Origin of the sequence: Microbacterium testaceum StLB037 (genome assembly GCF_008763945.1) — a bacterium.
Lineage (GTDB): Bacteria > Actinomycetota > Actinomycetes > Actinomycetales > Microbacteriaceae > Microbacterium > Microbacterium testaceum_G.
In genome coordinates this window covers 421351-444432 of sequence record NZ_VTQH01000003.1, presented here as the reverse complement: position 1 = coordinate 444432, position 23082 = coordinate 421351, and the positions used below count along the sequence as shown (strand labels likewise).

The following is a 23082-nucleotide window of genomic DNA, read 5'->3' as shown; positions in this document are numbered from 1 at the left end:
GGCCGGTAGGCTGGACGACGAGGGCCTCTAGCTCAGTCGGTAGAGCATCGGACTTTTAATCCGCGGGTCGTGGGTTCGAGCCCCACGGGGCCCACCGCGCTTGTCTTACTCGAACGAATTCCCCCGAGATCGTGATTGCTCGGGGTTGAGTCCAGAGCGTCAGCCGTATCGCTGACGCTCTTTGCTTTGGCTGCCGCCCACTCGACGGCAGCTGCCTGGATCAGAGCAACCGGCTTATGGAATTCACCGCGCGCACTCACCTCGTGCGACTCGTCCTCAATCCAGATCCCGGAGAAGAGGGCCTCAAGTGCGAGCGATTCACCCGGCCACAACACTTATCACCTCAGACATACTTTCGGATCCGAGGCAGCGCCGTCGACACTCTTCACAAAAGTTGATACATCTGCTTCGGTCGTCGAATCGGGGTCTTTATCCACAGGCAAATAGACGCACAAAAATTACCCACTTGATTGGCGGACGAGGTCAACAGGGAAGCTTCCTCTTTCACACGCGGAAGAATCGAATTGAATGTCGAATGATGCTCCAGAATCGAGGCCGCCCACGGACCAGAGACCAAGAAGGTCAAGACGGTTCGTCTTAACGGCGTCACTTGCATCCCGACCTTCAACCGCCGCGCAACCCACGTTCTCGGGCCAGCTAACAGTCTGCAATGTGCCTTCTACAGACGGAGCACGGCCGCATACGGCGGAATCTCGCTCGCGGCATCGAAAGAGCCACGGCGCGTGTAGCCCGCGAATAAGGCCGCGGAGTATCACGGGGGCTGCTCACCCCGTCCTCGATGATCAGTGCCCTACTGGAATTCCTCTATCCGCCGCAGGAACAGACTCAGCTTCCGGCCGCCGAAGGGAAAGATCTCCGCAAATCCTTCACGGACGGGATTCGCCATGAGAATCGAACCGTCGCGGAACGTGACCTTCAGCTGCGGTTCGAACAGGTGACGGCTCCGTACGACGGACTCCGAGACGTTCGCGACGTCGCCGGGATGAACATCGCGGGTCACACGGTCACCGGAGAACACCGTGAGTGATTCCGCCGTCGTCCAGAGCCATCCGCATTCGGCCTCGCGCACCATCCGGGCCGTCGATCTCATCCTCAGTCTCGCTCCTCGCGTCGAAGGGCGCAATCACAGCAGTCCACACCGGCGGCACTGACAGAGGTGCGTTCATCCCCCCGCCCTGCGCCCACGACGCACCCGCTCCATGGTCTCGGCGGCCGCGACACCGGCGAGAAGGATCGCGGCCGCAATCGACAATCCGAGCGCGTCGAGGACAGGGAGGAAGAGGGCCAGCCCCGCGAGCGTGGCCAGACCGATGAGGCCGAGCAGCTGAGCTCGCGGCCACCGTCCTTCGAGGGTGCGCCGGAACAGCACGGTGCCGGCGAGGAACAGGAGGGGCCCGCCGACGATGACGATCATCGCGGCGGCACTTCGCTGATCAGGTTGCGAAAGCATTTCCTTATCGCCCACGCTCATCAACACGATCCCGCCGATGATCGGAAGGTGCACCCAGGTGTACGCCGTGCGCGCGAGTCTGCCTGGTTCGTCCGACGCCTCGATCGCCTCCGCGCCGACGCGCTCGCCGTGATCGAAATAGATCCACCACGCGGCCGCTGCAGCGACGAACGCCGTCACCAGCGATGCCACCGACGACGCGGACGACTCCTTCTCGACGAAGGCGAGGCCGGTGACGAGCAGTCCCTCGCCGATGGCGATGAGGACGAAGAGCGCCGTCCGTTCGGCGATGTGGGGACCGGACAGGTCCCACGAGTGAAGCAGCACTTTTCCTCGACCCGGTATCGGGTACCCGAGAATCGTGCCGAGCAGTTCGAGCGCGAGAGCCGCGGTCCACAACGGCAGCTGCCCGGCGGGCGGTAATACGGCACCGACGATCCAGAGGGCGCCGCCGACGGCAGTCCATCCGAGGATCAGAGCGAAGTCGTGCGCCACCCGCCGGTCGTGACGAACGGTCGCCCACACGATGAATCCCGTGCGCCCGATCTGCAGGACGACGTACGCCACAGCGAAGGCCCACGCTCGATCACCGAATGCTTCCGCGATCGAAACGCTCATCACGAGCGCGATGAAACCCAGAGCGACAACCGCTCCGCGCACAGGCAGCGTCACGGGATCGAGCCAATTGGTGACCCATGTGGTCGACACCCACGCCCACCACAGAGCGCACACCATGATGACGCCCTCGAGCGCGCCGAGCGGCGTCTGGTTCTCGTAAAGGTAGGCGGACACCTGCGTCAGCGCGAGCACGAACATCAGATCGAAGAACAGCTCGACATACGTCACCCGGTCCGCGCGCGAGGAGTCCGTGGGGCGCAACACGTCGCGAGTCATCCCGAATGCCATGCCCCATCCTGGCACTGACGCGTTGAACACAGGCGGGTCTGCGCCTGCGGGTCCGAGGCACTATCCGGACCCCACTCATCCCGGCATCCGGTCGCCCCTCTCGACCCGCCGGACGGGGCCGTCAGTCGAGCAGCTCCACCCCGAATTCCGCCACCACGTCCCGCACCTCGCCCAGGTACCTCTGCGCCTGGTCGGTGAGGGGAATGGCGGTCCGCCCGATCCAGCCGATCTCGATCCGCTCGTCGACGTCGAGCGGGACGGCGACGATCTCGGGGTCGAGGTCGTCGCTGATGATTCCCGTCGAGATCGTGTACCCGTCGAGACCGATCATGAGGTTGAAGATCGTCGCACGGTCGGACACGCGGATCTCCTGTTTGCTCGAGAGGGTCGAGAGGATCTCCTCGGCGAAGTAGAAAGAGTTGTTCGCGCCCTGGTCGAAGGTGAGTCGGGGCAGATCGGCGAGGTCGGCGAGGGTCGCGCGTTCGCGACCGGCCAGCGGATTGCGGCGCGAGACGAAGATGTGCGGCTCGGCGCGGAAGAGCGGGTGGAAGGCGAGGCCCGAGTCCCGCAGCAGCTTGTCGAGCACGTTCCGGTTGAAATCGTTGCGGAACAGGATGCCGAGCTCGCTGCGCAGCGTCCGGACGTCTTCGATGATGTCGAAGGTGCGCGTCTCACGCAGCGAGAACTCGTACTCCGCGGCATCCGTCGCCCTCACCATGCGCACGAACGCATCGACGACGAACGAGTAGTGCTGGGCGGAGACGCCCAGGAGGCGGCGCGAGGGGGGCCGGCCCAGGTAGCGCTGCTCGAGGAGTTCCGCCTGTTCGACCACCTGACGCGCGTAGCCGAGGAACTCGACCCCGTCGACGGTCAGGGTGACGCCGCGCGCCGAGCGGGTCAGCAGGTCGCGGCCCACCCGTGTCTCGAGATCGCGCATCGCCGCCGACATCGTGGGCTGGGCGACGTAGAGCAGGTCGGCAGCGGCGCTGATGGATCCCTCGGCCGCGACCTCGATGAAGTACTGCAGCTGCTGCAGGGTGATGCCGCTCGCGCGCTTTGCCATAGCCCAAAGCTATACCTCGGCATAGCGGAGCGGAATTACCCGATGACTTCGCGGCGGCGGCACGATGGGGACACGCTCCCCGCACGGCCCACCCCGGCCCCTTCCGATTGGCTCGACATGGCGAACGACATTACGTTCCGCATCTCCACCACCCGCTTCGACGAGGACTACGCGCCCTCGTCCAGCTCGCGGATCACCACGAACTTCGCCAACCTCGCCCGGGGCGAGCACCGGCAGCAGAACCTGCGCAACGCCCTGGCCATGATCGACCGCCGGTTCAACGAACTGGCCGACGGTGAGAACCCCGACTCCGACCGCTACCGCGTCGAGCTCGACATCGTCTCCGCCGCGCTGCAGTTCGACGACGATGCCGGCGACGACCGCGAGTTCCCCCTGCTCGAGGTGCTCGACGTCCACCTCGTCGACACCCTCACCGGCGAGCGCCACCAGGGCATCGTCGGCAACAACTTCTCGTCCTACCTGCGCGACTACGACTTCAGCGTGCTGCTGCCCGCCGCCAACGGCGAGGGCAAGCCCTTCACGCTGCCCGAGGGCTTCGGCATCCTGCACGGCAAGCTCTTCCAGCACTTCCTCGATTCCGAGGCGTACTGCGAGCGCTATACGCAGTCGCCCGTCGTGTGCATCAGCGTGTCGACGAGCCGCGAGTACCACCGCACCGGTGTCGTGCACCCCGTCCTCGGGCACGAGTACGAGCAGGATGCGTTCTCGCTGACCGACGAGTACTTCGGGAAGATGGGCCTGCAGGTGCGCTACTTCATGCCGCGCGGCAGCGTGGCGCCGCTGGCCTTCTACTTCCGCGGCGATCTGCTCGCGGACTACACCGACCTGCAGCTAGCCGGCACGGTGGCCACGATGGAGACGTTCCAGAAGATCTACCGTCCCGAGATCTACAACGCCCACGAGCCGGCGGGCGAGGTCTACCGTCCCACCCTCGCGCACGAGGACTTCACCCGCACGAACATCGCGTACGACCGCGAGGAGCGCAGCCGCCTCGGGATCACGCAGGGCCGTTACACCGAGGAGCACTTCGTCACGCCGCACCGCGCCGTGCTCGACGCCTGGCTCGTCGCCGACGTGCTCCCGACCCGATGACCTCCCCGGAGAACACCGCCGTGAACAGCCTTCTGCCCACCTCCATCGTCGGAAGCCTCCCCAAGCCGGCCTGGCTCGCCAAGCCGGAGGTGCTGTGGTCGCCCTGGGAGCTCGAGGGTGACACGCTCGTCGAGGGCAAGCAGGACGCCCTGCGCAGCGCCGCGAAAGAGCAGGAGCGCCGCGGCCTCGACATCGTCAGCGACGGCGAGCAGACCCGTCAGCACTTCGTGACGACCTTCATCGAGCACCTCGAGGGCGTCGACTTCGAGAACCGCGAGACCGTGCGCATCCGCGACCGCTACGACGCGAGCGTCCCGACCGTCGTCGGTGCGGTGAGCCGTCGCCAGCCGGTCTTCGTCCAGGATGCCGCGTTCCTGCGCCGGCAGACGGACCGCCCGATCAAGTGGGCCCTGCCCGGCCCCATGACGATGATCGACACGCTCGCCGACCGCCACTACCGCAGCCGCGAGAAGCTCGCGTGGGAGTTCGCGACGATCCTCAACCAGGAGGCGCGCGAGCTCGAGGCCGCCGGCGTCGACATCATCCAGTTCGACGAGCCCGCCTTCAACGTCTTCTTCGACGAGATGAAGGACTGGGGAGTCGCCACGCTCGAGCGCGCTGCCGAGGGCCTGCGGGCCGAGACGGTCGTGCACATCTGCTACGGCTACGGCATCAAGGCCAACACCGATTGGAAGGCGACCCTCGGGGCCGAATGGCGCCAGTACGAGGAGTCTTTCCCGCTGCTGCAGCGCTCGAGCATCGATACCGTCTCGCTCGAGAGCCACAACTCGCACGTGCCGATCGACCTCATCGAGCTCATCCGCGGCAAGAACGTCATGCTCGGCGCGATCGACGTCGCCAGCCACGAGGTGGAGACCCCCGAAGAGGTGGCCGACACCCTGCGACGGGCCCTGCAGTTCGTGGACGCCGACAAGCTCATCGCCAGCTCGAACTGCGGCATGGCGCCCCTGCCACGCCAGGTGGCGTTCGACAAGCTCAGCGCGCTGACGGCGGGTGCCGGCATCCTGCGCGAGGAGCTGTCGCGCGTTCCCGCCTGAGCGCGCGTCGATCCGTGGCAGAGTCGACGGTGTCCCCCTTCACCGTCGAGGAGAATCATGCCCATCGCCGCCGATGACCCCCGCCTGACGTCCGCCTTCACGGCGTCCTCCACCCGCTACGACGACGTGCCGTTCCTGCGCGCCGGGGCGAGCGGCATCCCCCTCCCCCGCATCTCGCTCGGCCTCTGGCAGAACTTCGGCAGCGGGCGCACGCTCGACTCGCAACGCGAGATCCTGCGTCACGCGTTCGACCGCGGCGTCGTGCACATCGACCTCGCGAACAATTACGGTCCTCCCTACGGTGCGGCCGAGACGACGTTCGGCACGGTGCTCGACAGCGACCTGCGCCGATACCGCGACGAGCTGTTCCTCTCGACGAAGGCCGGCTACGACATGTGGCCCGGGCCTTATGGCGACGGCGGGTCGCGCAAGTACCTCGTCCGCTCGCTCGAGCAGAGTCTCACGCGCATGCGCACCGACTACGTCGACGTCTTCTACTCGCACCGCGTCGACCCCGACACGCCCATCGAAGAGACCGTCACCGCCCTCGCCGACATCGTGCGCAGCGGCAAGGCGCTGTACGTCGGCATCTCGAACTACCCCGCCGAGCTCACCCGTCGCGCGCACGAGCTGCTCGCGGCCGAGGGGGTGCGTCTGTTCATCCACCAGCCGCGGTACTCGCTGTTCGACCGCACGCCCGAGGCGGAGCTGTTCCCGACGCTGCGCGAGCTCGGCGTCGGCAGTGCGGTGTTCTCGCCGCTCGCTCAGGGCCTGCTGACGGCGAAGTACCTCGACGGGAACGTCCCCGCCGACTCGCGGGCGGCCGACAGCCGCTTCCTCGACGAGTCCGCCCTCACCGACGACTACCTCGAGCGCATCCGCGGCATCGACGGGGTCGCTCGCGACGCGGGTCTGTCGATCCCCCAGCTGGCGGTGGCGTGGGTGCTGCGCGACCCGGTGGTCACGACCGCGATCATCGGAGCGTCGCGGCCGAGCCAGATCGACGACGCCGTCGAGGCGAGCTCGGCCACGCTGAGCGACGACGTGATCGCCGCTCTCGAGCCGTTCGCCGCCCCCTCGGGCGGGTCGCTGCGCTGACCCACGCACACGCGCGGCGCCGGCGCAAGCGGCGCGGCATCCGGAGCCCGATCGTGTGAGGTGAGTAGCCACACGCAATCGAGGAGGCGTCATGGGTGTCGCACGTTGGATCGGAACCGGAGCGGTCGGACTCGCGGGAGCCGTGCTGGCCCGCACGGCGATCGGCCGCGCGGCCGCCGCAGGAACCGTCGCCTACCGGGTCTGGAAAGACCCGAAGGTGCAGAAGATCCGCCGCAAGGTGCAGGCGAAGGTCCTCAAGCAGCGCTCGCAGCGCTGACAGGCGGAGAGGCCCGGGTCGCTATCGTCGACCCGGGCCTCACGCGTGGCCGGCCGGTTCACCGAGCGGGAGCGGCGACACCGGCTTGGTCTCGGCGAACGCGAACGTGGTGTCGATCGAGGCGAGCGAGGGGATCGCGCGCAGGTGTTCGCGCAGGAGGCGCTCGTACTCCTCGAAGCTCGGCGTGACGATGCGCACGAGGTAGTCCCAGTCGCCGGCGAGGAGGTGCGCCTCGACGATGTGCGGGATCGCGCGCAGCCGCTTCTCCACGGCATCCACCGTCGCACCCTCGTGCGAGGCGAGACGCAGGCGCACGAACGCGGTAATGGTCAGATCGACCGCCTTCGGCGAGACCACCGCGCGGTACCCCTCGATCACGCCGGCCTGCTCGAGCTGGCGCACGCGCCGCAGGCACGGCGACGGGGAGAGGCCGACGCGATCGGCGAGTTCCTGGTTCGAGAGCCGACCATCCTGCTGCAGCTCGCGCAGGATCAGACGGTCGATGCGGTCGAGAGCGGTCATGAAGCATGATTCTGCCAATATCGGGCTACCACGAGCAATATTCGCAATCGCCTGCGCCGGCGATCTTTCTACTCTCGCAGGGTGACGACGTTCGCCCTCCCCCGGCCCCGGGTCCTCTCCCGCCGCACCGCGATCGGCATCGCGGCTCTCGCCGCCGTCATCGCACTCTGGTCGTCATTCGCCCTCTCCACGCGCGCCCTCGAGGGCGCGGGACTCACGATGGCGGATGCCGCGATCGTCCGCTTCGCCGTGCCCGTGCTCGTGCTGAGTCCGTGGATCCCCCGCACGTTCCGCGCCCTCCGCGGCGAGCGCCCCGCCGTGCTCGCCCTCGTGCTCCTGGCCGGGCTCCCGCACTTCCTCCTGTTCGCGTGGGGTGCCCACCTCACGTCGGCGGCCCTCACCGGTCTGCTCGTGCCCGGAACCGTGCCCCTGTTCGTCACGGCGCTGCTCTTCCTCGGCTTGCGGCGCACGGTGTCCCGGCGACGCCTGCTCGCCCTCGCCGCGATCGTGGCGGGGGTGGCGGCCAGCGCGCTGTTCACCGGCGGAGCGTCCGGCCCCGGGGGGATCGTCGTGCTGTTGGCCGCGGGCCTGGTGTGGGCCGCGTACACGGTGGGCGTCGCCCGCACGCGTCTCGACCCGATCGCGGTGATCCTGGTCGTCTCGGTGACCTCGGTGGCATCCGCTCTGCTTCTCGGGGCGACGGGAGTGCTGCCCTCGGCGCTGCTCGCCGGCACCGCCGACCTGCGCACCGTGGGCGCCTACGCCCTCGTCCAGGGAGTCGGGACGGGGCTGCTGTCGACGGCCTGCTACGTGGTCGCCGTCAAGAACCTCGGTAGCAGCCTGCCGGCTGCCGCCGGTGCGCTGAGCCCCGTCCTCACCGCCGTCATCGCTGTGCCCCTCCTCGGCGAATCCGTCGGCTGGGGCCTGGGCCTCGCCCTCGCTCTCATCGTGACCGGGGTGGCGGCGTTCGCGCTGGCCCCCGCGGCGCCCACATCGGCGCACTCCGCGCCCTGACGGCATCCGTTCCACCCTTCGCTCCGAATAAGGGGAGATGCTCATCGCGCCTGCGCGGAGAGCGGGAACGAGGGATGCCATGACGACCGACACCGCGGCCCGGACCGAGACCACCACGGCCCGCCGCCCGCACGCCTGGATCTGGGCGGCTCTCGCCGGCATCGTGGCGGCGGCGGTGCTGCTCGCCGCGGCAGAGGCGCTCGCAGCGCTCGTCGCGCGTTCGGCGAGCCCCATCCTCGCGGTGGGCTCGTTCATCGTCGACATCGTCCCGCGTCCGCTGAAGGAGCTGGCGATCACGCTCTTCGGCGAGAGCGACAAGATCGCCCTGCTGGTGGGCGTCGGTCTCGGCGCCGCCGTCGCCGCGGCCGTCGCCGGCGTGCTCGAGTACCGCTTCCGCTACGTCGGGGTCGCCCTGCTCGGCATCGGCGGCGTCCTCGCGACCGCGGCCATCGTCACGCGCGCCGGAGCCGGTGTCCTCGCCTGGCTTCCCCCGGTGGTCGGCACCGTCGCGGGCATTCTCGTGCTCCTGCTCGCGATCGTGCGCCTTCGCCGATGGGTCTCGGCGGCCACGGCGGGAAACGCCGATGCCGCGGGCACCGATCGCCGCCGGTTCCTGCTCCTCACCGGTCTCACCGCGGTAGGTGCGGTGGTCGTGGGCGTCGGGGCCCGCGTGCTCAACGCCGCGACCTCGTCGGTCGCCGCCGCCCGCGACGCCCTGAGCATCCCCGCGGCGCGGACGACCGTGACGGTGCCGGAGGGGGCGAACTGGGACATCGACGGTCTCACGCCGATCATCACCCCCAACGGCGACTTCTACCGCGTCGACACCGCGCTCACCGTCCCCAACGTCGACCCCACCACGTGGCGCCTCTCGATCGAGGGCATGGTCGACAACCCGATCGAGCTCAGCTTCGACGACCTCGTCGGCATGGGGCTCGACGAGTACGGCGTGACCCTCACCTGCGTCTCCAACGAGGTCGGCGGCGGGCTCGTCGGCAACGCCATCTGGACCGGCATCCCGATCCGCGACGTGTTGCGCATGGCCGGCGTGCAGGGAGATGCCGACATGGTGCTCTCGGAGAGCGTCGACGGGTACACGGCATCCACTCCCCTGTCCTCCCTCACCGACGACAACCTCGATGCGATCTTCGCGGTGAAGATGAACGGCGAGCCGCTCCCGTTCGAGCACGGTTTCCCGGTGCGCATGGTCGTCCCGGGCCTGTACGGCTACGTCTCGGCGACGAAGTGGGTCACGAAGCTCACCGTCACGCGATTCGACCAGGCCGAGGCCTACTGGACCCCGCGCGGCTACTCGGCCGAGGCGCCGATCAAGATGTCGTCGCGCGTGGACACGCCCAAGATCGGCTCGCCCGTACCCGCCGGCACCGTCGTGATCGCCGGTATGGCGTGGGCGCAGCCCGTCGGCGTGCAGAAGGTCGAGGTGAGCATAGACAACGGCGAGTGGCAGGAGACGCAGCTGTCGACTCCCATCAACGATCAGTCGTGGGTGCAGTGGAAGTTCGACTGGACCGCCGAGGCCGGCTCGCACTACATCGCCGTCCGCGCCACCGACAAGCAGGGCAACCTGCAGATCGAGGATCAGGCCCCCATCGCCCCCAACGGGTCGAGCGGCTGGCAGCGGACCCTCGTCACCGTCTCGTCGTGAAGCGACGCCCGGGAATGTCAATCGCTGTTCCCGGGCGTCCCCGCGGGGCATGATCGGCTCATGCCTTCAGCAAGCGCCCCGACACGTCTCGACACTCTCGCATGACGACGGTCCCGAACGAGCCGCCCGTCGCCTCCCCCGGTGGCGACCAGGAGAACACCCTGACCAGCATCCGCCGATCGATCCCCCGCGACTGGGACGAGCAGGTCGACCTCTTCGCGATCGTGAAGCTCGACGGCGGCGGGTTCGTGCGCGGATGGAATCTCGGCGCCGAACGTATCAAGGGCTACAGCGAGGACGAGATCGTCGGCTCGCACTTCTCCCGCTTCTACCGCGAGGAGGATCGGCGGCGTGGCAAGCCCGACCAGCTGCTCGCCGCGGCACAGCGCGACGGCCACGTCGAGGACACCGGTTGGCGTGTGCGCAACGACGGCACGGAGTTCTGGGCGCGCGTGACGATCTCGGCCATCCGCAGCGATCAGGGGCAGGTGCTCGGCTTCGTGAAGATCGTGCGCGACCTGACCACCGAGAAGCGGGACGCCGATGAGCAGTCGGCGCTGCAACGGACGTTCGCGCACGACCTGCTGTCGCCCGTGACCGCCCTGCGCGGTTATCTCGACCTGATCGGCGAGGAGCTGCCCCCCGATCACCGTCTGCTGAGACTGGCGGGCGAGGCGAGCGACCACATCGTCGCCATGGCGCAGGCCCTGATGGTCGACGTCGACGCCTCGCGCGAGCGCGGTCGCCGCCGCGCGAGCCTGGACCTCATCGCCCGCGGGGCCGTCGCACTCGTGCTCCCGGGAGACCCACCCGGGCGTGTCGTGTTCGGACAGATGGATGCGGTCCCCGTCTGGGGAGACGTCCTGGGGCTCCGGCGCGCGATCGCGAACGTCCTCGAGAACGCCGCGAAGTACTCCGACGACCTCATCGAGATCGACGCGTTCGAAACCGACGAGGGCGCCGCGGTGCGCGTGCGCGACCGGGGTCGTGGCATCCACCCCGACGATCTCGCCTCGATCACGCGCGAGGGCAACCGGGGGCGGCTCGCCGACACGGGCGACGGTGGCCGCGGGATCGGGTTGGCGAGCGTCCAGCAGGTCGTGAGCGAGCACGGGGGCACGCTGCGTATCACGAGCACGCTCGGCCAGGGGACGACGGTGACCCTCACCATCCCGCGCGCCGACGACGAGGTCGGCCCCTCCCCGCTCGTCTGAGCGCGCCGGCTCAGGCGTCCGAGGTCGTGAGTTCGGCCCCCGCCGTCTCGATCTCCGACAGCGCGGCCGCGCTCGAGTCGGGGTGCACCCCCGCGACGAGGTCGGTGAGCACGCGCACGCGCCGGCCCGCGGCGAGCGCATCGAGGGCCGAGGCCCGCACGCAGTAATCGGTCGCGATGCCCACGACGTCGATGTCCCGGATGCCGTGATCCTCGAGCACCTGCGCGGCCGTGGCGCCCTCGTCGGTCACGCCCTCGAACAGCGAATAGGCGGGCTTGCCCTGCCCTTTTTTGAGGTGGTGGGTCACGCGCGAGGTGTCGAAGACCTCGTCGTACTCGGCGCCGTAGGTTCCACCGACGCAGTGCACGGGCCAGGTGTCGACGAAGTCGGGCGTCGGCGAGAAGTGCCCGCCGTTGTCGTCGTCGCCGTGGTGCCAGTCGCGCGACGCGACCACCAGGGCGTAGTCGTCGGCGTGGCCCCGCAGGTAGTCCGAGATGCGCTCGGCGACCGCGTCGCCGCCCTCGACGCCCAGCGCGCCGCGCTCGGTGAAGTCGTTCTGGACATCGACGATGAACAGGGCGCGCGTCATGCCTCGAGCCTACGCTCCCCGGCATCCGCCCGGCCCAGCTTCGAGGGCCACCAGATGCGTCGACCCAGGTCGAAGGCGAGGGCGGGCACGAGGAGCGAGCGCACCACGAAGGTGTCGAGCAGAACCCCGAACGCCACGATGAAGGCGATCTGTGCGAGGAAGAGGATCGGGATCACCCCGAGAGCCGCGAACGTCGCCGCCAGCACGAGACCGGCCGAGGTGATCACCCCGCCCGTGGCGACGAGACCACGCAGGATGCCGGCTCGCGTGCCGTGCGAGAGGGACTCCTCGCGCACCCTCGACATGAGGAAGATGTTGTAGTCGACGCCCAGTGCGACGAGGAAGACGAAGCCGTACAGGGGTACGGCCGGATCCGCCCCGGGGAAGCCGAAGACGCCGTCGAAGACGAGCGCGCTGACGCCCAGGGCCGCCCCGAACGACACGATGACGGTACCCATGAGCAGCAGCGGCGCGACCACCGAGCGCAAGAGCGCCATGAGGATCAGCAGGATCACGACGAGAACGATGGGGATGATGAGCGAACGATCGCGGATCGAGGTGTCGATCGAGTCGATGTCGGTCGCCGTGACCCCGCCCACCTGCGCCGTCCCGTCGCCGAGCTCGGCCGTCAGGTCGGCACGGAGCGTGCGGACGGTGTCGTCGGCCGCCGGGGAGTCGGCGGTGTCGGACAGCGTGGCCGCCAGCAGCACGTCGCCGTCCGAGACCGTGGGGGCGGCAGCGGGGGTGCCGGGTGCTCCAACCGCCGTGGTCTGCAGCGCACCGTCGACCGCGCTCACCGGCGCCTGTCCCCCGGGGGCGTCGGCGCTGAGCACCGACACGGCCTCGACGCCCGACGCGTTCTGCAGCACGTCCGCGGCCTCGGCGGCCCGCCCCTCGGGAACCAGCACGTAGGCCGGGCTGCCCGAGCCGCCGGGGAAGCGCTCGGCGAGGGCCGCCTGACCGTCGCGCGCCTCGGACGCGCCCAGGACGAGGTCGCTCGAGGGCACGCCGTCGGCGCGCAGCTGCGTGACGCCGACGCAGGCGGCGAGGAGCACGAGGGTGCAGACGATCCAGACCGGTCGTGCCCGACGGGCCACGAAACGCGCCTGGCGCGGCCACAGGCCCTTCACGGGCTGCGTGAGGTCGGCCGGGAGGGCCGCCTGACCGGGCTTCGGCAGGAACGGCCAGAACGCCGCCCGGCCGACCAACGCCAGCAGGGCGGGGAGGAACGTCAGGGCCGAGAGCACGGCGAAGGCGATGCCGATGGACGCGATCGGGCCCAGGGCGCGGTTGGTGGCCAGATCGGACAGCAACAGGCAGAGGAGCCCGGCGATCACGGTGCCACCCGAAGCGAGGATGGGCTCGAAAGCTCCCTTCCAGGCCCGGGTCGTGGCATCCCATCTCGACAGGCCCTCGCCGACGGCCTCGCGGAATCGCGCGACGTAGAGAAGGGCGTAGTCGGTGGCCGCGCCGATGACGAGGATGAATAGGATCCCCTGCACCTGGCCGTTGAGCACGACGATCCCGGCGTAGGCGAGCCACCACACGGTGAGAAGGGCCACGCACAGGGCGAAGACCGAGGTCAGCAGCACGAGGACGGGCAGCAGCGGAGACCGGTAGACGATCACGAGGATGACGAAAACGGCCACGAGCGCCACGATGAGCAGCAGGCCGTCGATGCCGAGGAAGCCCTTGACGAGGTCGGCGGTGAACCCGGCCGGGCCCGTGACCCACGCCTCGACGCCCGCCGGGGCCTCAGCGGACACCGTCGCGCGCACCTGCTCGACGACCTCGCGCACCTCGCCGGAGCTGTCGATGGGCACGAAGATCTGGGCCGCCTGACCGTCGTCCGCCACGACGGGGGGCGAGGCGTCGCCCGAGACGCCGTCGACGGCGACGATGTCGGTCGCCAGGGTCTGCAGGGCGGTGATCTGCGCGTCGCTCAGCGCCGCGCCGTCGGAGGTGGCGACGACGACGATCGCGGGGATGGTGTCGGAGCCCGTGAAGTCGGTCAGTCGTTCGGCGACGCGCGTCGCGTCGGCGGACTGCGGTAGGAACGACGACTGATCGTTGGTGGCGACTTGGTCGACCTTGCCGAAGAACGGGCCGCCGATCGAGCCGCCGACCACCCAGAGCAGCACGAGCAGGCTCGGGATGCCGACACGCAGCCACCGCGAGACGCGCGGGGGCCGCGCGGAGCGGCGGGTGGAGCCTCGGAGCGAACGGCGGAGGGGCGCGGAGGACTCGGACATATTGCTAGCTTATCTAGCAATATGTGCGGCGCGCCAGTTGATCACCCCCGCGCGAACAGCACCGCGATCGAGATGACGAACGCCAGCACGCCCAGGCCGAGCACGCCGGCCGCGAGCAGCGAGACGAATCGGACGAGGGGCGAGGAGCGCGTGAGCCGCATGCGGTCGGCCGTGCCGCGCCGGTAGAAGATGTCGGCCATGTCCGCGGCACCGATCTTGGCTTCGTCGTGCGCGGAGAGCGGCGCCTCGTTCACTCCCCCGTCGTCGTCGAACCAGCGGACCACCCGGCCGCCGTCGACATGCTCGACCACGGCGCGGGCGGGCAGCCAGGTGCCGTCCGCCAGCAGGAGCACGATCGCCGCGAAGGCCAGCAGCAGACCGCCGCCCAGCCCCACCCACGTGAAGATCTCGATGACGGCATCGAGGGCGTTCGACACGGGAGCTCCAGCAGGGGTCAACGGGCGGAGGACAGCCGTCACGCGGGCGCGGAACGAGGCGGATTCAGCCTACCGGGGGCACCGGGCCCGATCAGTCGGGAAGGGCGCGCCGACCAAAAAGGCCCCCACCCGGTGGAAGCGGGTGAGGGCCTTCGGAGCCGCCTAAGGGAATCGAACCCTTGACCTATTCATTACGAGTGAATCGCTCTGCCGTCTGAGCTAAGGCGGCATGTGCGCGCTGTCGCGTGCACGATCATCGATCTTACATGCTCCAGCGGGTGCTGCGGTACGCGGTCAGTAGTCGCCGCCCGCGGTGCGGTCGGCGAGGATGTCGCGACTCGACGACAGACCCAGGCGCGTGGCGCCCGCGGCGATCATCTCCTCGGCGGCGGCGCGGGTGCGAACGCCGCCGGAAGCCTTGACCTCGGCACGGTCGCCCACGGTGCGCTTCATCACCTCGACGGCGTGGACGCTCGCTCCCCCGGCCGGGTGGAACCCGGTGGAGGTCTTGACGAAGTCGGCACCCGCGCTCACCGCGGCCTCGCAGACGGCGACGATCGCCTCGTCGCTCAGCGCGGCGGACTCGATGATGACCTTGAGCACGGTGGGGGCGGGAGCGGCGGCGCGGACGGCGCGGATCTCGGCCTCGACGAGGTCGTACCGCCCCTCGATCGCGGCACCCACGTCGATGACCATGTCGATCTCGTCGGCGCCCTGAGCGACCGACAGAGCGGCCTCCGCCGCCTTGACCTCGGCGTGGTGCTTGCCGCTGGGGAAGCCGCACACGACGGCCAGCTTGAGCCCCTCGGGCAGCTGCACCGGCAGGAACGAGGGCGAGATGCACACGCTGTAGGTGCCGAGCTCGGCGCCCTCGGCGATGAGGCGCTCGACGTCGGCGCGGGTGGCCTCGGGCTTGAGCAGCGTGTGGTCGATGTAGGACGCCAGGTCGGCGATGGGCGCGGTCATAGGGGTCTCCTCGGGGTGTGACGTCTTCAGCGTAGGCGGGTGGGCCGGTCGCTACTCGCAGCGCAGTCCCTCGGCGGGGACCGTGCCGTCGACCAGGTAGTCGTCGACGGCCGAGTTCACGCAATCGTTGCCCTTGTTGTAGGCGAGGTGGCCCTCTCCGACGTAGGTCACGAGAACGCCCTGCGACAGTTGGCCGGCAAGTGCCTGCGCCTCGGTGTACGGCGTCGCGGGGTCACCCGTCGTGCCGAGGACGACGATCGGCGGGGAGCCGGGAGCGGTGATGACCTCGCGCGTGCCGGTCGGGGGCGCCGGCCACGCCGCGCACGCGTCGGGCCCGAGCCAGTACGGCGCGACGACGGGCGCCTTCTCGCGGAGCTCCTGCTCGATCTGCGGGTTGTCCTCGTCGCCCTCATCGGGGTAATCGACGCAGTTGTAGGCGCGAAGCGCCTGCATCGTGTTGTCTTGATACGTCCCGTTGACCCGCCCGTTATAGAAGTCCGCGAGCTGGAACGCGACCGAGGCGTCGCCGTTGCGCACCCCGCTCAGGGCGATGCGGAGGTAGGGCCAGTTCTGGTCGCTGTACAGGGCCGCGACGATCGAGGTCACGAGCGTGTCGGCTCCGAGCCGCCGCCCGTCCGATCCCTCGAGCGGACGCGCGTCGACCCTCTCGAGCATCGACGACAGGTCGTCCATCGCGTTGTCGACCGATCCGGTGAACGGGCAGTCGGACTGCGTCAGGCAGTCGCCCATGAAGGCGCGGAGGGCGTTCTCGAAGCCGACCGCCTGGGCGATGCCGCTGGCGCTGCTGGGCAGGCTCGGGTCGATACCGCCGTCCAGGATCATGCGCCCGACGCGGTCGGGGAACAGGCCCGCGTAGGTGGTGCCGAGGAACGAGCCGTAGGAGAAGCCGAGGTAGTTCAGCTTCTCGTCGCCCAGGACGGCTCGCAACAGATCCATGTCGCGCGCGGCGTTCTCGGTGGAGACGTACGGGAGGATGCCGTCGCTGTTCGCCTCGCACGCCTGAGCGAAGTCCGCCTGTCGCTTCTCGAGCGCGGCGTTGCGTTCGTCGCTGCCGCGCGCGCCCGGCGGGATGTCGTAGAGGAAGGCGTCCATGCCCGCCGCGTCGTAACAGGTGACGGGCGCGGACTGACCGACGCCGCGGGGATCGAAGCCGATCACGTCGTAGTTCTTCGTCAGCGTCTCGTCGGCTACGAGCGAGAGGGAGTCGCGCACGGTGGAGACACCGCTGACGCCGGGGCCGCCGGGATTTGTCAGGAGCGAGCCGAGGGGCTGACCCGACGTCGCCCGGTGCCGGATGACGGCCAGCGAGAGCTCGCCCTTCGACGGATCCGAGTAGTCGCGCGGGGCGGTGACTGTGGTGCAGTCGAATCCTGCCGAGCCGCAGTCCGTCCACGTGAGGGTCTGCCCGTAGTACGGCAGGAGCGAGGCGTCCACCCCGGAGGTCTGCGGAGCAAGGGAGGGACCCTCGGCGGGGGCCATCGGAGGGATCTGGGCGTACAGACACCCCGACAGCGCGAGGACGAGACCGGCGACACCGGCGCCGACGGCGGTCAGACGACGACGAAGGCTCACGGGGCGGATCCGTTGGCGACGGTGATCATGAGGCTCTCCAGCGCCAGCAGCGGGGCGGCGTTCTGTTCCAGGTTGCGGCGGGTGACCGAGATCCGGTCGAGGACGCCGAGCGTGCGGGCGGGCGACCATTCGGCGGCGAGGGCGCGGAGAGCGTCGAGACGCTCGCTGTTGACGAGGTCGCCCTCGCGCCCGTATTGGATCATCACGACGTCGCGGAAGAGCGACTGCAGGTCGGTCAGCACGCGGTCGATCCCGTCGCGCAGACTGCGGGTCGCCCGACGCTTCTGGTCGTCTTCGAGGGCGTTCACCTGTCCGCGTACCGACGGCGGCACCGCGGCTCCCTCTGCCACGCCGAGCATGCGCAACAACGATCGGCGCTCCTCTTCGTCGCGCGTCGCGGTCAGGGCCTTGGCATCGTCGGTGGCCAGCCGGACGATACGCCCCGCGACGTCGACGGCGTCGCCGATCCCGCGCACGGCCAGAACCGCCGCGAGGGTCTCGGCGCGGCGTGCACGCGCGTCGTCGTCGGTCGCGAGACGCTGCGCCATGCCGATGTGACGCTGCGCGTGCCGCGCGGACTCCTCGGCGACGTCCGCGGGAACCCCGGTGCGTTCGACGATGAGCGCGGCGACGTCGGCAACCGACGGTTCGCGCAGGCGCAGGACGCGGACGCGAGAACGGATGGTGGGCAGCAGGTCGGCGTCGCTGGGCGCGCACAGCACCCAGACGGTCTTCTCGGGCGGCTCTTCGAGCGCTTTGAGCAGCACGTTCGACGTCCGCTCCGCCATGCGATCGGCGTCTTCGACGACGATGACACGGTGCCGCCCCAGCGAGGGGGCGAACGAGGCCCGTTCGACCAGACGGCGGGCTTCGTCGATGCGGATGACGACCTGCTCCGTACGCAGGGCGGTGAGATCGGGGTGCGTGCGTGCCAGCACCTGACGCTGGGCCTGCTCGTCGCCCGGGTCGGCGATCAGGGCCGCCGCGAACGCGTAGGCGAGCGTGGAGCGCCCCGAACCGGGAGGGCCCGTGATGAGCCACGCGTGCGCGAGGGCGGAGGGGTCGGATGCCGCGGCCTGCAGCGTCTTCACCGCGTCGTCCTGCCCCCACACGGCATCCCACGGGAACGCCGCCGACCCCGCGGAGGGCACGGACGAATCGAGGGCGAGGGACATGGGCTCCAGCCTAATCGCGGGGTCGGACACCGCCGCTGGTCGTCGGCTGTGCATCGCGCCGGAGCGCGTGGCGTTCGGGCGCATCGCGCGCGGGTCACCGCGCGGGGCGCTGCGGAGCGAGGCACCCGCGAGCGAGCGCCTGCGCGGGGGCACGCACCCACGCCCGGGCGTCAGTCGAGCAGGGCCGCGACGGCCTCGCGTACGCGGTCGGCCAGCTCTTCGGGGGGCAGGGTAGCGTCGAGCACCAGGAACCGGTGCGGCTCCCGGGCAGCGAGGGCGAGGAAGCCGGCGCGCACGCGGGAGTGGAAGTCGGCCTTCTCGGCTTCGAGACGGTCGAAGGGCTTGTCGTCGGCGTCCAACCTCCGGCGTGCCGCGGCGGGGTCGAGGTCCAGCAGCACCGTGAGGTCGGGAAGGAGACCGCCGGTCGCCCAGAGCGACAGAGCGCGGATGTCGTCGGCATCCAGGATCCTCCCGGCGCCCTGGTAGGCCACGGACGAATCGAGATATCGATCCTGGATGACGACATCGCCCCGGGCGATCGCCGGCTGCACGACCGTCTCGACGTGGTGGGCCCGATCCGCCGCGTACAGCAGTGCCTCCGCGCGCGCGGCGATGTGACCGCGATGGTGCAGCACGATGTCGCGGATGCGCACCCCCACGTCGGTGCCTCCGGGCTCGCGCGTGCGAACGACGGCCCGCCCGTGCGAGGTCAGCCACTCCTCGAGCATCGAGGCCTGGGTGGTCTTGCCCGCGCCGTCGCCCCCCTCGAGGGTCACGAACAAGCCCGGGCCCCCGGCCGCGGCCTCCCGAGGGACGGTCAGCGGCCGGGTGCGCTCGTGCGTCACGAGGTCGCCGGCGCCTTGCGCGTGGTCGTCGTCTTCGCCGCGGTGGTCTTCGCAGCCGTGGTCTTCGCCGCGGTGGTCTTCGCCGCCGTGGTCTTGGCCGCCGTCGTCTTCGCCGCCGTGGTCTTGGCCGCCGTCGTCTTCGCCGCCGTCGTCTTCTTCGCCGCCGTGGTCTTCGCCGCCGCCGTCTTCGCCGGCGCCTTGCGGGCGGCGGTCTTCTTCGGCGCGGGACCCTTCGCGCGCTTGTCGGCGATCAGCTCGACGGCGCGCTCGAAAGTGATGCCCATCGCGTCCTCACCGCGCGGAACCGTGGCGTTGGTCTCCCCGTCGGTGACATACGGACCGAAACGACCGTCCTTGAGCTTGATGGGCTTGCCGCTGACCGGGTCCGCGTCGAACTCCTTCAGCGCGCTCGAGGCGCGGCGCGCACCGTACTTCGGCTCGGCGTACTTGGCGAGAGCCTGTTCGAGCGTGATGTCGAAGATCTGCGTCTCGTCGTCGAGCGACCGCGAATCGGTGCCCTTCTTGAGGTAAGGACCGAACCGCCCGTTCTGCGCGGTGATCTCATCGCCCGACTCGGGGTCGGTGCCCACCACGCGCGGGAGCGAGAGCAACTGCAGCGCCGTGGCGAGGTCGACGGTGTCGACCGACATCGACCGGAACAGCGATGCCGTGCGCGGCTTCGGCGCGGCTTCTTTCTTCGCCCCGCGCTTCTTCGGCGCCTCGACGACCTCGCCCGTCGACTGATCGACCTCTTCGGGCTCCTCGGCGTCGACCTCTTGCACGTAGGGACCGAAGCGGCCGTCCTTCACCACGACGAGCTTGCCGTTCTCGGGGTTCTCGCCCAGGACGCGATCACCGGCGACGGGAGCGTCGATGAGCTCCTGCGCCTTCTCGGGCGTGAGCTCGTCGGGGGCCAGGTCTTCGGGGATGTTGACGATGCGGGGCTTGGCGTCGGGTCCGGCCGCGGGATCGGCGACCTCGAGGTAGGGGCCGTACTTCCCGAAGCGCAGCGTCGCCGTGTCGGTGATGCGCGTCGAGTTGAGCTCGCGGGCGTCGATCTCGCCGAGGTTGTCGACGATGTGCCGCAGGCCCACCTGCTTCTCGGAACCGAAGTAGAACGACTTTAGCCACTCCGTCCGGCGCTGCTCTCCGCGGGCGATGGCGTCGAGGTCGTCCTCGAGGGCCGCGGTGAAGTCGTAGTCGACCAGATCGGCGAAGTGCTCCTCGAGCAGGCGAACGACGCTGAAGGCGAGCCAACTGGGCACGAGAGCCTGTCCGCGCTTGCTGACGTATCCCCGATCGAGGATGACGCCGATGATGCTGGCGAACGTCGAGGGACGACCGATGCCCTTCTCTTCGAGCGCCTTGACGAGGCTCGCCTCGGTGTAGCGGGGCTTCGGCGAGGTGCTGTGCCCCTTGGGCTCGACGTCGCTGACGCTCAGCGTGTCGCCCACGGCCACGATCGGCAGCGACTGGTCGGCGTCGTCGGCGTTGCGCTTCTCGTCGGCACCCTCCTCATAGGCCTCGAGGAAGCCCTTGAAGGTGTAGACGGTTCCGGATGCCGTGAACTCGGCCACCTGAGAGCCCGCCTGCACCGTGAGGGTGACGGTCGTCGTCTCGTACTTGGCATCCGCCATCTGGCTGGCGACGGTGCGCTTCCAGATGAGGTCGTAGAGCTTCTGCTCGTCGCGGTCGAGCGAAGACGCCAGCGACGCGGGAGTGCGGAAGGTCTCGCCGGAGGGGCGGATGGCCTCGTGCGCCTCCTGCGCGTTCTTCGACTTGCTCTTGTAGACGCGCGGATTCGCGGGAATCGCCTTGTCGCCGTAGAGGGCGACCGCCTGGGCGCGCGCTGCCGAGATCGCCTGCCCCGACAGGGCGACCGAGTCGGTACGCATATAGGTGATGAAGCCCTTCTCGTAGAGGCGCTGCGCGACGCCCATGGCGTGCTTCGCGCTCATCGAGAGCTTGCGTCCGGCCTCCTGCTGGAGGGTGGAGGTCGTGAACGGCGCACGGGGGCTGCGCGTGCCGGGCTTCGCCTCGACCTTGGCGACGGTCGCGGTGCCGGCGGCGGCGATCGCGTCGGCCAGGGCGCGGGCCTGCGCCTCGTCGAGGACCACGACGGCCTTCTTGAGCTGACCGTTGTCGTCGTAGTCGCCGCCGCGCGCGATCGGCGCGCCGTCGAGACGGTTCAAGCGAGTGGTGAACGACGAGCCCGACTGCGACGCGACTGCCTCGACGTCCCAGTACGACGCGGATACGAAGGCCATGCGCTCGCGCTCGCGCTCGACGACCATGCGCGTTGCGGCGGACTGCACGCGCCCGGCGCTGAGGGCGGTGCCCTCGCGGCCCGAGCCGACCTTCCGCCACAGGACCGGCGAGACATCCCACCCGTACAGACGGTCGAGGACGCGGCGGGTCTCCTGCGCATCGACGAGCGACACGTCGAGATCGCGGGTGTGCTCGGCGGCTTCCTTGATGGCGTCCTTGGTGATCTCGTGGAAGATCATGCGGCGGACGGGGACCTTGGGCTGGAGGACCTCGAGCAGGTGCCACGCGATGGCTTCGCCCTCGCGGTCACCATCAGTGGCGAGCAGGACTTCGTCGGCGCCTTTGAGAGCCCTCTTGAGCTCGGCCACCGTCTTGGTCTTGCGGTCGTTGACGACGTAGAAGGGGTCGAAGTCGTTCTCGACGTCGATGGAGTACTTGCCGTACGCCGCCTTCTTGTCGGCCGGGATCTCCTTCTTCGACGCGAGGTCGCGGATGTGGCCGACCGAGCTGAGCACCTCGTAGCCGTCGCCGAGGTATCCCTGGATCGACTTCATCTTCGTCGGGGACTCGACGATGACGAGCTTCTTTCCGTTTGCCACTGGGGTCCTTTCGTCGATGCACACCATACACACGCCTCCCTGTTCGGGTTCCGGGAGGTCTCACGGGCCCGGGGTTTTTGGGGGGGTCCGGCCCGTGAGCGCGCATCGAATGAAATCCCACCGTACGCCCCGGCGACGGTGATGGTGGCGATCAGGCCATCGACATCGCACTCTCGCAGGCGCGCAGCCCCCGCCGCGGCCACACGCTCAGCCTCCTCGCACGGCACGCCCGTCACCGCTCCACTCGCGGCATCCGCCGCCGCCAAGGCGGCCGCGTCGGCGACGGCGGCCACGCGCTCGGCGGTGATCACCGCCCCGCCGATCACGGCCAGCGCGGCGACGGCTCCGACGAGCACCGATGTAACGCCGAGGGTCGCAACCGTCCCCGCCATCAACGACCGCCGTCGAGCGCACAGGCCCGCGCCGTCACCGCCGGGAGGGGAAGCTCGAGCGGAACGGGCGCCGCCGCCCGCACGCAGACCACACCGTCGCCGTGATCGACCGACGCCGTCGCCCCGATCTCCGCGAGGCGCGAGAGGGCGAGCGCGTCGCCGCGCCCGAGGAGGCGAGCAGCCTCCGCCGTGACCTGCTGCACGTGCACCGCTGTCGCGAACGCACCGAGGATCCCGGCTCCGAGCGCGAGCATCACCACGATGGCCGGTAACGCCACGGCGAACTCGGCGGTCACGGCGCCCTCCTGCCCGAGTGGCCTCCTCATTGGACGGTCAGTGCCCGGCGGACGAGGTCGGTGAGGATGCCGCGCACCTCGTCGCTGCGCATGATCACGACCAGCAGGCCCGCGAACGCGACCGCGGCCATGGTGGCGATGGCGTACTCGGCGGTCGCGGCGCCGCGCTCGTCGAGGAACAGGGCGCCGGCTCGCGTCGAGGTCAGCGCGGGCAGGTCGGCGCCGCGGGCGCGACGCGTGGAACGGCGAGGGAAACGGATCATGGGAG

The 23082-nt window shown here is 69.7% G+C and carries 22 protein-coding genes and 2 tRNA genes; 8 read left to right on the top strand and 16 right to left on the bottom strand.

Translation table 11 applies throughout. The features are described from left to right. The first annotated feature begins 21 nt into the window (after window positions 1-21). Window positions 22-94, top strand: a tRNA-Lys gene (locus tag F9B98_RS14460). Window positions 95-811: 717 nt separating this feature from the next. Here F9B98_RS14460 and F9B98_RS14455 read toward each other — a convergent pair. The 3 genes from F9B98_RS14455 to F9B98_RS14445 all read right to left on the bottom strand — a co-directional run bounded on the left by F9B98_RS14455 (window position 812) and on the right by F9B98_RS14445 (window position 3440). Continuing rightward, a complete protein-coding gene (locus F9B98_RS14455) occupies window positions 812-1111 on the bottom strand; it encodes a hypothetical protein (protein ID WP_150958665.1) in 300 nt (99 codons plus the stop codon). Window positions 1112-1183: 72 nt separating this feature from the next. After that, the gene (locus F9B98_RS14450) at window positions 1184-2377 is read right to left on the bottom strand and encodes a low temperature requirement protein A (protein WP_150958663.1); all 1194 of its coding nucleotides are present in this window, start codon (window positions 2375-2377) and stop codon (window positions 1184-1186) included. Window positions 2378-2498: 121 nt separating this feature from the next. Next, entirely contained in the window at window positions 2499-3440 is a 942-nt protein-coding gene (locus tag F9B98_RS14445; protein ID WP_150958661.1) for a LysR family transcriptional regulator, read from the bottom strand. A 117-nt stretch (window positions 3441-3557) separates the two neighbouring features. Between F9B98_RS14445 and F9B98_RS14440 the strand changes: the two genes are divergently transcribed. The 4 genes from F9B98_RS14440 (at window position 3558) to F9B98_RS14425 (ending at window position 6986) form a co-directional block, all read left to right on the top strand. Continuing rightward, the gene (locus F9B98_RS14440; RefSeq protein WP_150958659.1) at window positions 3558-4553 is read left to right on the top strand and encodes a putative oxygenase MesX; all 996 of its coding nucleotides are present in this window, start codon (window positions 3558-3560) and stop codon (window positions 4551-4553) included. 20 nt (window positions 4554-4573) lie between these two features. Continuing rightward, window positions 4574-5611, top strand: coding sequence for a methionine synthase (locus tag F9B98_RS14435; protein WP_150958657.1), 1038 nt, complete (start codon window positions 4574-4576; stop codon window positions 5609-5611). Between the two features lie 57 nt (window positions 5612-5668). Continuing rightward, window positions 5669-6709, top strand: coding sequence for an aldo/keto reductase (locus tag F9B98_RS14430; protein WP_150958655.1), 1041 nt, complete (start codon window positions 5669-5671; stop codon window positions 6707-6709). 91 nt (window positions 6710-6800) lie between these two features. Continuing rightward, window positions 6801-6986, top strand: a complete 186-nt coding sequence (locus tag F9B98_RS14425) for a hypothetical protein (RefSeq protein WP_150958653.1) — start codon at window positions 6801-6803, stop codon at window positions 6984-6986. 39 nt (window positions 6987-7025) lie between these two features. Here F9B98_RS14425 and F9B98_RS14420 read toward each other — a convergent pair whose 3' ends face one another. After that, window positions 7026-7508, bottom strand: a complete 483-nt coding sequence (locus F9B98_RS14420; RefSeq protein WP_150958651.1) for an Lrp/AsnC family transcriptional regulator — start codon at window positions 7506-7508, stop codon at window positions 7026-7028. A gap of 81 nt (window positions 7509-7589) precedes the next feature. Here F9B98_RS14420 and F9B98_RS14415 point away from each other — a divergent pair, with 81 nt between their 5' ends. From F9B98_RS14415 to F9B98_RS14405, 3 genes are all read left to right on the top strand, one after another. After that, window positions 7590-8522, top strand: coding sequence for a DMT family transporter (locus tag F9B98_RS14415; protein ID WP_150958649.1), 933 nt, complete (start codon window positions 7590-7592; stop codon window positions 8520-8522). 79 nt (window positions 8523-8601) lie between these two features. Beyond that, window positions 8602-10188: a molybdopterin-dependent oxidoreductase gene (locus tag F9B98_RS14410; RefSeq protein ID WP_150958647.1), complete on the top strand. Its 1587-nt coding sequence runs from the start codon at window positions 8602-8604 to the stop codon at window positions 10186-10188. A 101-nt stretch (window positions 10189-10289) separates the two neighbouring features. Then, a complete protein-coding gene (locus tag F9B98_RS14405; protein WP_150958645.1) occupies window positions 10290-11402 on the top strand; it encodes a PAS domain-containing sensor histidine kinase in 1113 nt (370 codons plus the stop codon). 10 nt (window positions 11403-11412) lie between these two features. Here F9B98_RS14405 and F9B98_RS14400 read toward each other — a convergent pair whose 3' ends face one another. The 12 genes from F9B98_RS14400 to F9B98_RS14345 all read right to left on the bottom strand — a co-directional run bounded on the left by F9B98_RS14400 (window position 11413) and on the right by F9B98_RS14345 (window position 23077). Beyond that, complete coding sequence (locus F9B98_RS14400; protein ID WP_150958643.1) at window positions 11413-11991, bottom strand: isochorismatase family protein; 579 nt, start codon at window positions 11989-11991, stop codon at window positions 11413-11415. Continuing rightward, window positions 11988-14243 (bottom strand): MMPL family transporter, encoded by a 2256-nt coding sequence (locus tag F9B98_RS14395; RefSeq protein ID WP_150958641.1) that lies wholly within the window; start codon window positions 14241-14243, stop codon window positions 11988-11990. Before F9B98_RS14395 ends, F9B98_RS14400 begins: the two co-directional genes overlap by 4 nt. Before the next feature lie 41 nt (window positions 14244-14284). Then, on the bottom strand, window positions 14285-14680 hold the full coding sequence (locus F9B98_RS14390) for a hypothetical protein (protein ID WP_150958639.1): 396 nt from the start codon (window positions 14678-14680) through the stop codon (window positions 14285-14287). Window positions 14681-14836: 156 nt separating this feature from the next. Continuing rightward, window positions 14837-14909 (bottom strand) — tRNA-Thr (locus tag F9B98_RS14385). Between the two features lie 65 nt (window positions 14910-14974). Then, window positions 14975-15646 carry a deoxyribose-phosphate aldolase gene (gene deoC / locus F9B98_RS14380; protein ID WP_150958637.1) on the bottom strand — a complete coding sequence of 224 codons (672 nt, stop codon included), beginning with the start codon at window positions 15644-15646 and terminating at the stop codon, window positions 14975-14977. Between the two features lie 51 nt (window positions 15647-15697). Further along, window positions 15698-17239, bottom strand: coding sequence for an alpha/beta hydrolase (locus F9B98_RS14375; protein ID WP_225310362.1), 1542 nt, complete (start codon window positions 17237-17239; stop codon window positions 15698-15700). Next, window positions 17236-18414: a DNA polymerase III subunit delta' gene (locus tag F9B98_RS14370; protein ID WP_191966860.1), complete on the bottom strand. Its 1179-nt coding sequence runs from the start codon at window positions 18412-18414 to the stop codon at window positions 17236-17238. The genes F9B98_RS14375 and F9B98_RS14370 overlap by 4 nt, the downstream gene beginning before the upstream one ends. 170 nt (window positions 18415-18584) lie before the next feature. Beyond that, window positions 18585-19259, bottom strand: a complete 675-nt coding sequence (tmk, locus tag F9B98_RS14365; protein WP_150958635.1) for a dTMP kinase — start codon at window positions 19257-19259, stop codon at window positions 18585-18587. Next, entirely contained in the window at window positions 19256-22126 is a 2871-nt protein-coding gene (gene topA, locus F9B98_RS14360) for a type I DNA topoisomerase (protein ID WP_150958632.1), read from the bottom strand. The genes tmk and topA overlap by 4 nt, the downstream gene beginning before the upstream one ends. After that, on the bottom strand, window positions 22078-22518 hold the full coding sequence (locus tag F9B98_RS14355) for an Rv3654c family TadE-like protein (protein WP_150958630.1): 441 nt from the start codon (window positions 22516-22518) through the stop codon (window positions 22078-22080). The genes topA and F9B98_RS14355 overlap by 49 nt, the downstream gene beginning before the upstream one ends. After that, the gene (locus F9B98_RS14350) at window positions 22518-22814 is read right to left on the bottom strand and encodes a TadE family protein (protein ID WP_150958629.1); all 297 of its coding nucleotides are present in this window, start codon (window positions 22812-22814) and stop codon (window positions 22518-22520) included. Before F9B98_RS14350 ends, F9B98_RS14355 begins: the two co-directional genes overlap by 1 nt. A gap of 26 nt (window positions 22815-22840) precedes the next feature. After that, window positions 22841-23077: a DUF4244 domain-containing protein gene (locus F9B98_RS14345; protein ID WP_150958627.1), complete on the bottom strand. Its 237-nt coding sequence runs from the start codon at window positions 23075-23077 to the stop codon at window positions 22841-22843. Window positions 23078-23082 lie beyond the last annotated feature (5 nt).

Bases quoted from the DNA above. Each gene is read 5' to 3' on its own strand.
- F9B98_RS14455 (WP_150958665.1), bottom strand. From the start codon at position 1,111: ATGAGATCGACGGCCCGGATGGTGCGCGAGGCCGAATGCGGATGGCTC.
- F9B98_RS14450 (WP_150958663.1), bottom strand. From the start codon at position 2,377: ATGGCATTCGGGATGACTCGCGACGTGTTGCGCCCCACGGACTCCTCG.
- F9B98_RS14445 (WP_150958661.1), bottom strand. From the start codon at position 3,440: ATGGCAAAGCGCGCGAGCGGCATCACCCTGCAGCAGCTGCAGTACTTC.
- F9B98_RS14440 (WP_150958659.1), top strand. From the start codon at position 3,558: ATGGCGAACGACATTACGTTCCGCATCTCCACCACCCGCTTCGACGAG.
- F9B98_RS14430 (WP_150958655.1), top strand. From the start codon at position 5,669: ATGCCCATCGCCGCCGATGACCCCCGCCTGACGTCCGCCTTCACGGCG.
- F9B98_RS14425 (WP_150958653.1), top strand. From the start codon at position 6,801: ATGGGTGTCGCACGTTGGATCGGAACCGGAGCGGTCGGACTCGCGGGA.
- F9B98_RS14420 (WP_150958651.1), bottom strand. From the start codon at position 7,508: ATGACCGCTCTCGACCGCATCGACCGTCTGATCCTGCGCGAGCTGCAG.
- F9B98_RS14410 (WP_150958647.1), top strand. From the start codon at position 8,602: ATGACGACCGACACCGCGGCCCGGACCGAGACCACCACGGCCCGCCGC.
- F9B98_RS14405 (WP_150958645.1), top strand. From the start codon at position 10,290: ATGACGACGGTCCCGAACGAGCCGCCCGTCGCCTCCCCCGGTGGCGAC.
- F9B98_RS14400 (WP_150958643.1), bottom strand. From the start codon at position 11,991: ATGACGCGCGCCCTGTTCATCGTCGATGTCCAGAACGACTTCACCGAG.
- F9B98_RS14395 (WP_150958641.1), bottom strand. From the start codon at position 14,243: ATGTCCGAGTCCTCCGCGCCCCTCCGCCGTTCGCTCCGAGGCTCCACC.
- deoC (WP_150958637.1), bottom strand. From the start codon at position 15,646: ATGACCGCGCCCATCGCCGACCTGGCGTCCTACATCGACCACACGCTG.
- F9B98_RS14370 (WP_191966860.1), bottom strand. From the start codon at position 18,414: ATGTCCCTCGCCCTCGATTCGTCCGTGCCCTCCGCGGGGTCGGCGGCG.
- F9B98_RS14355 (WP_150958630.1), bottom strand. From the start codon at position 22,518: ATGGCGGGGACGGTTGCGACCCTCGGCGTTACATCGGTGCTCGTCGGA.
- F9B98_RS14345 (WP_150958627.1), bottom strand. From the start codon at position 23,077: ATGATCCGTTTCCCTCGCCGTTCCACGCGTCGCGCCCGCGGCGCCGAC.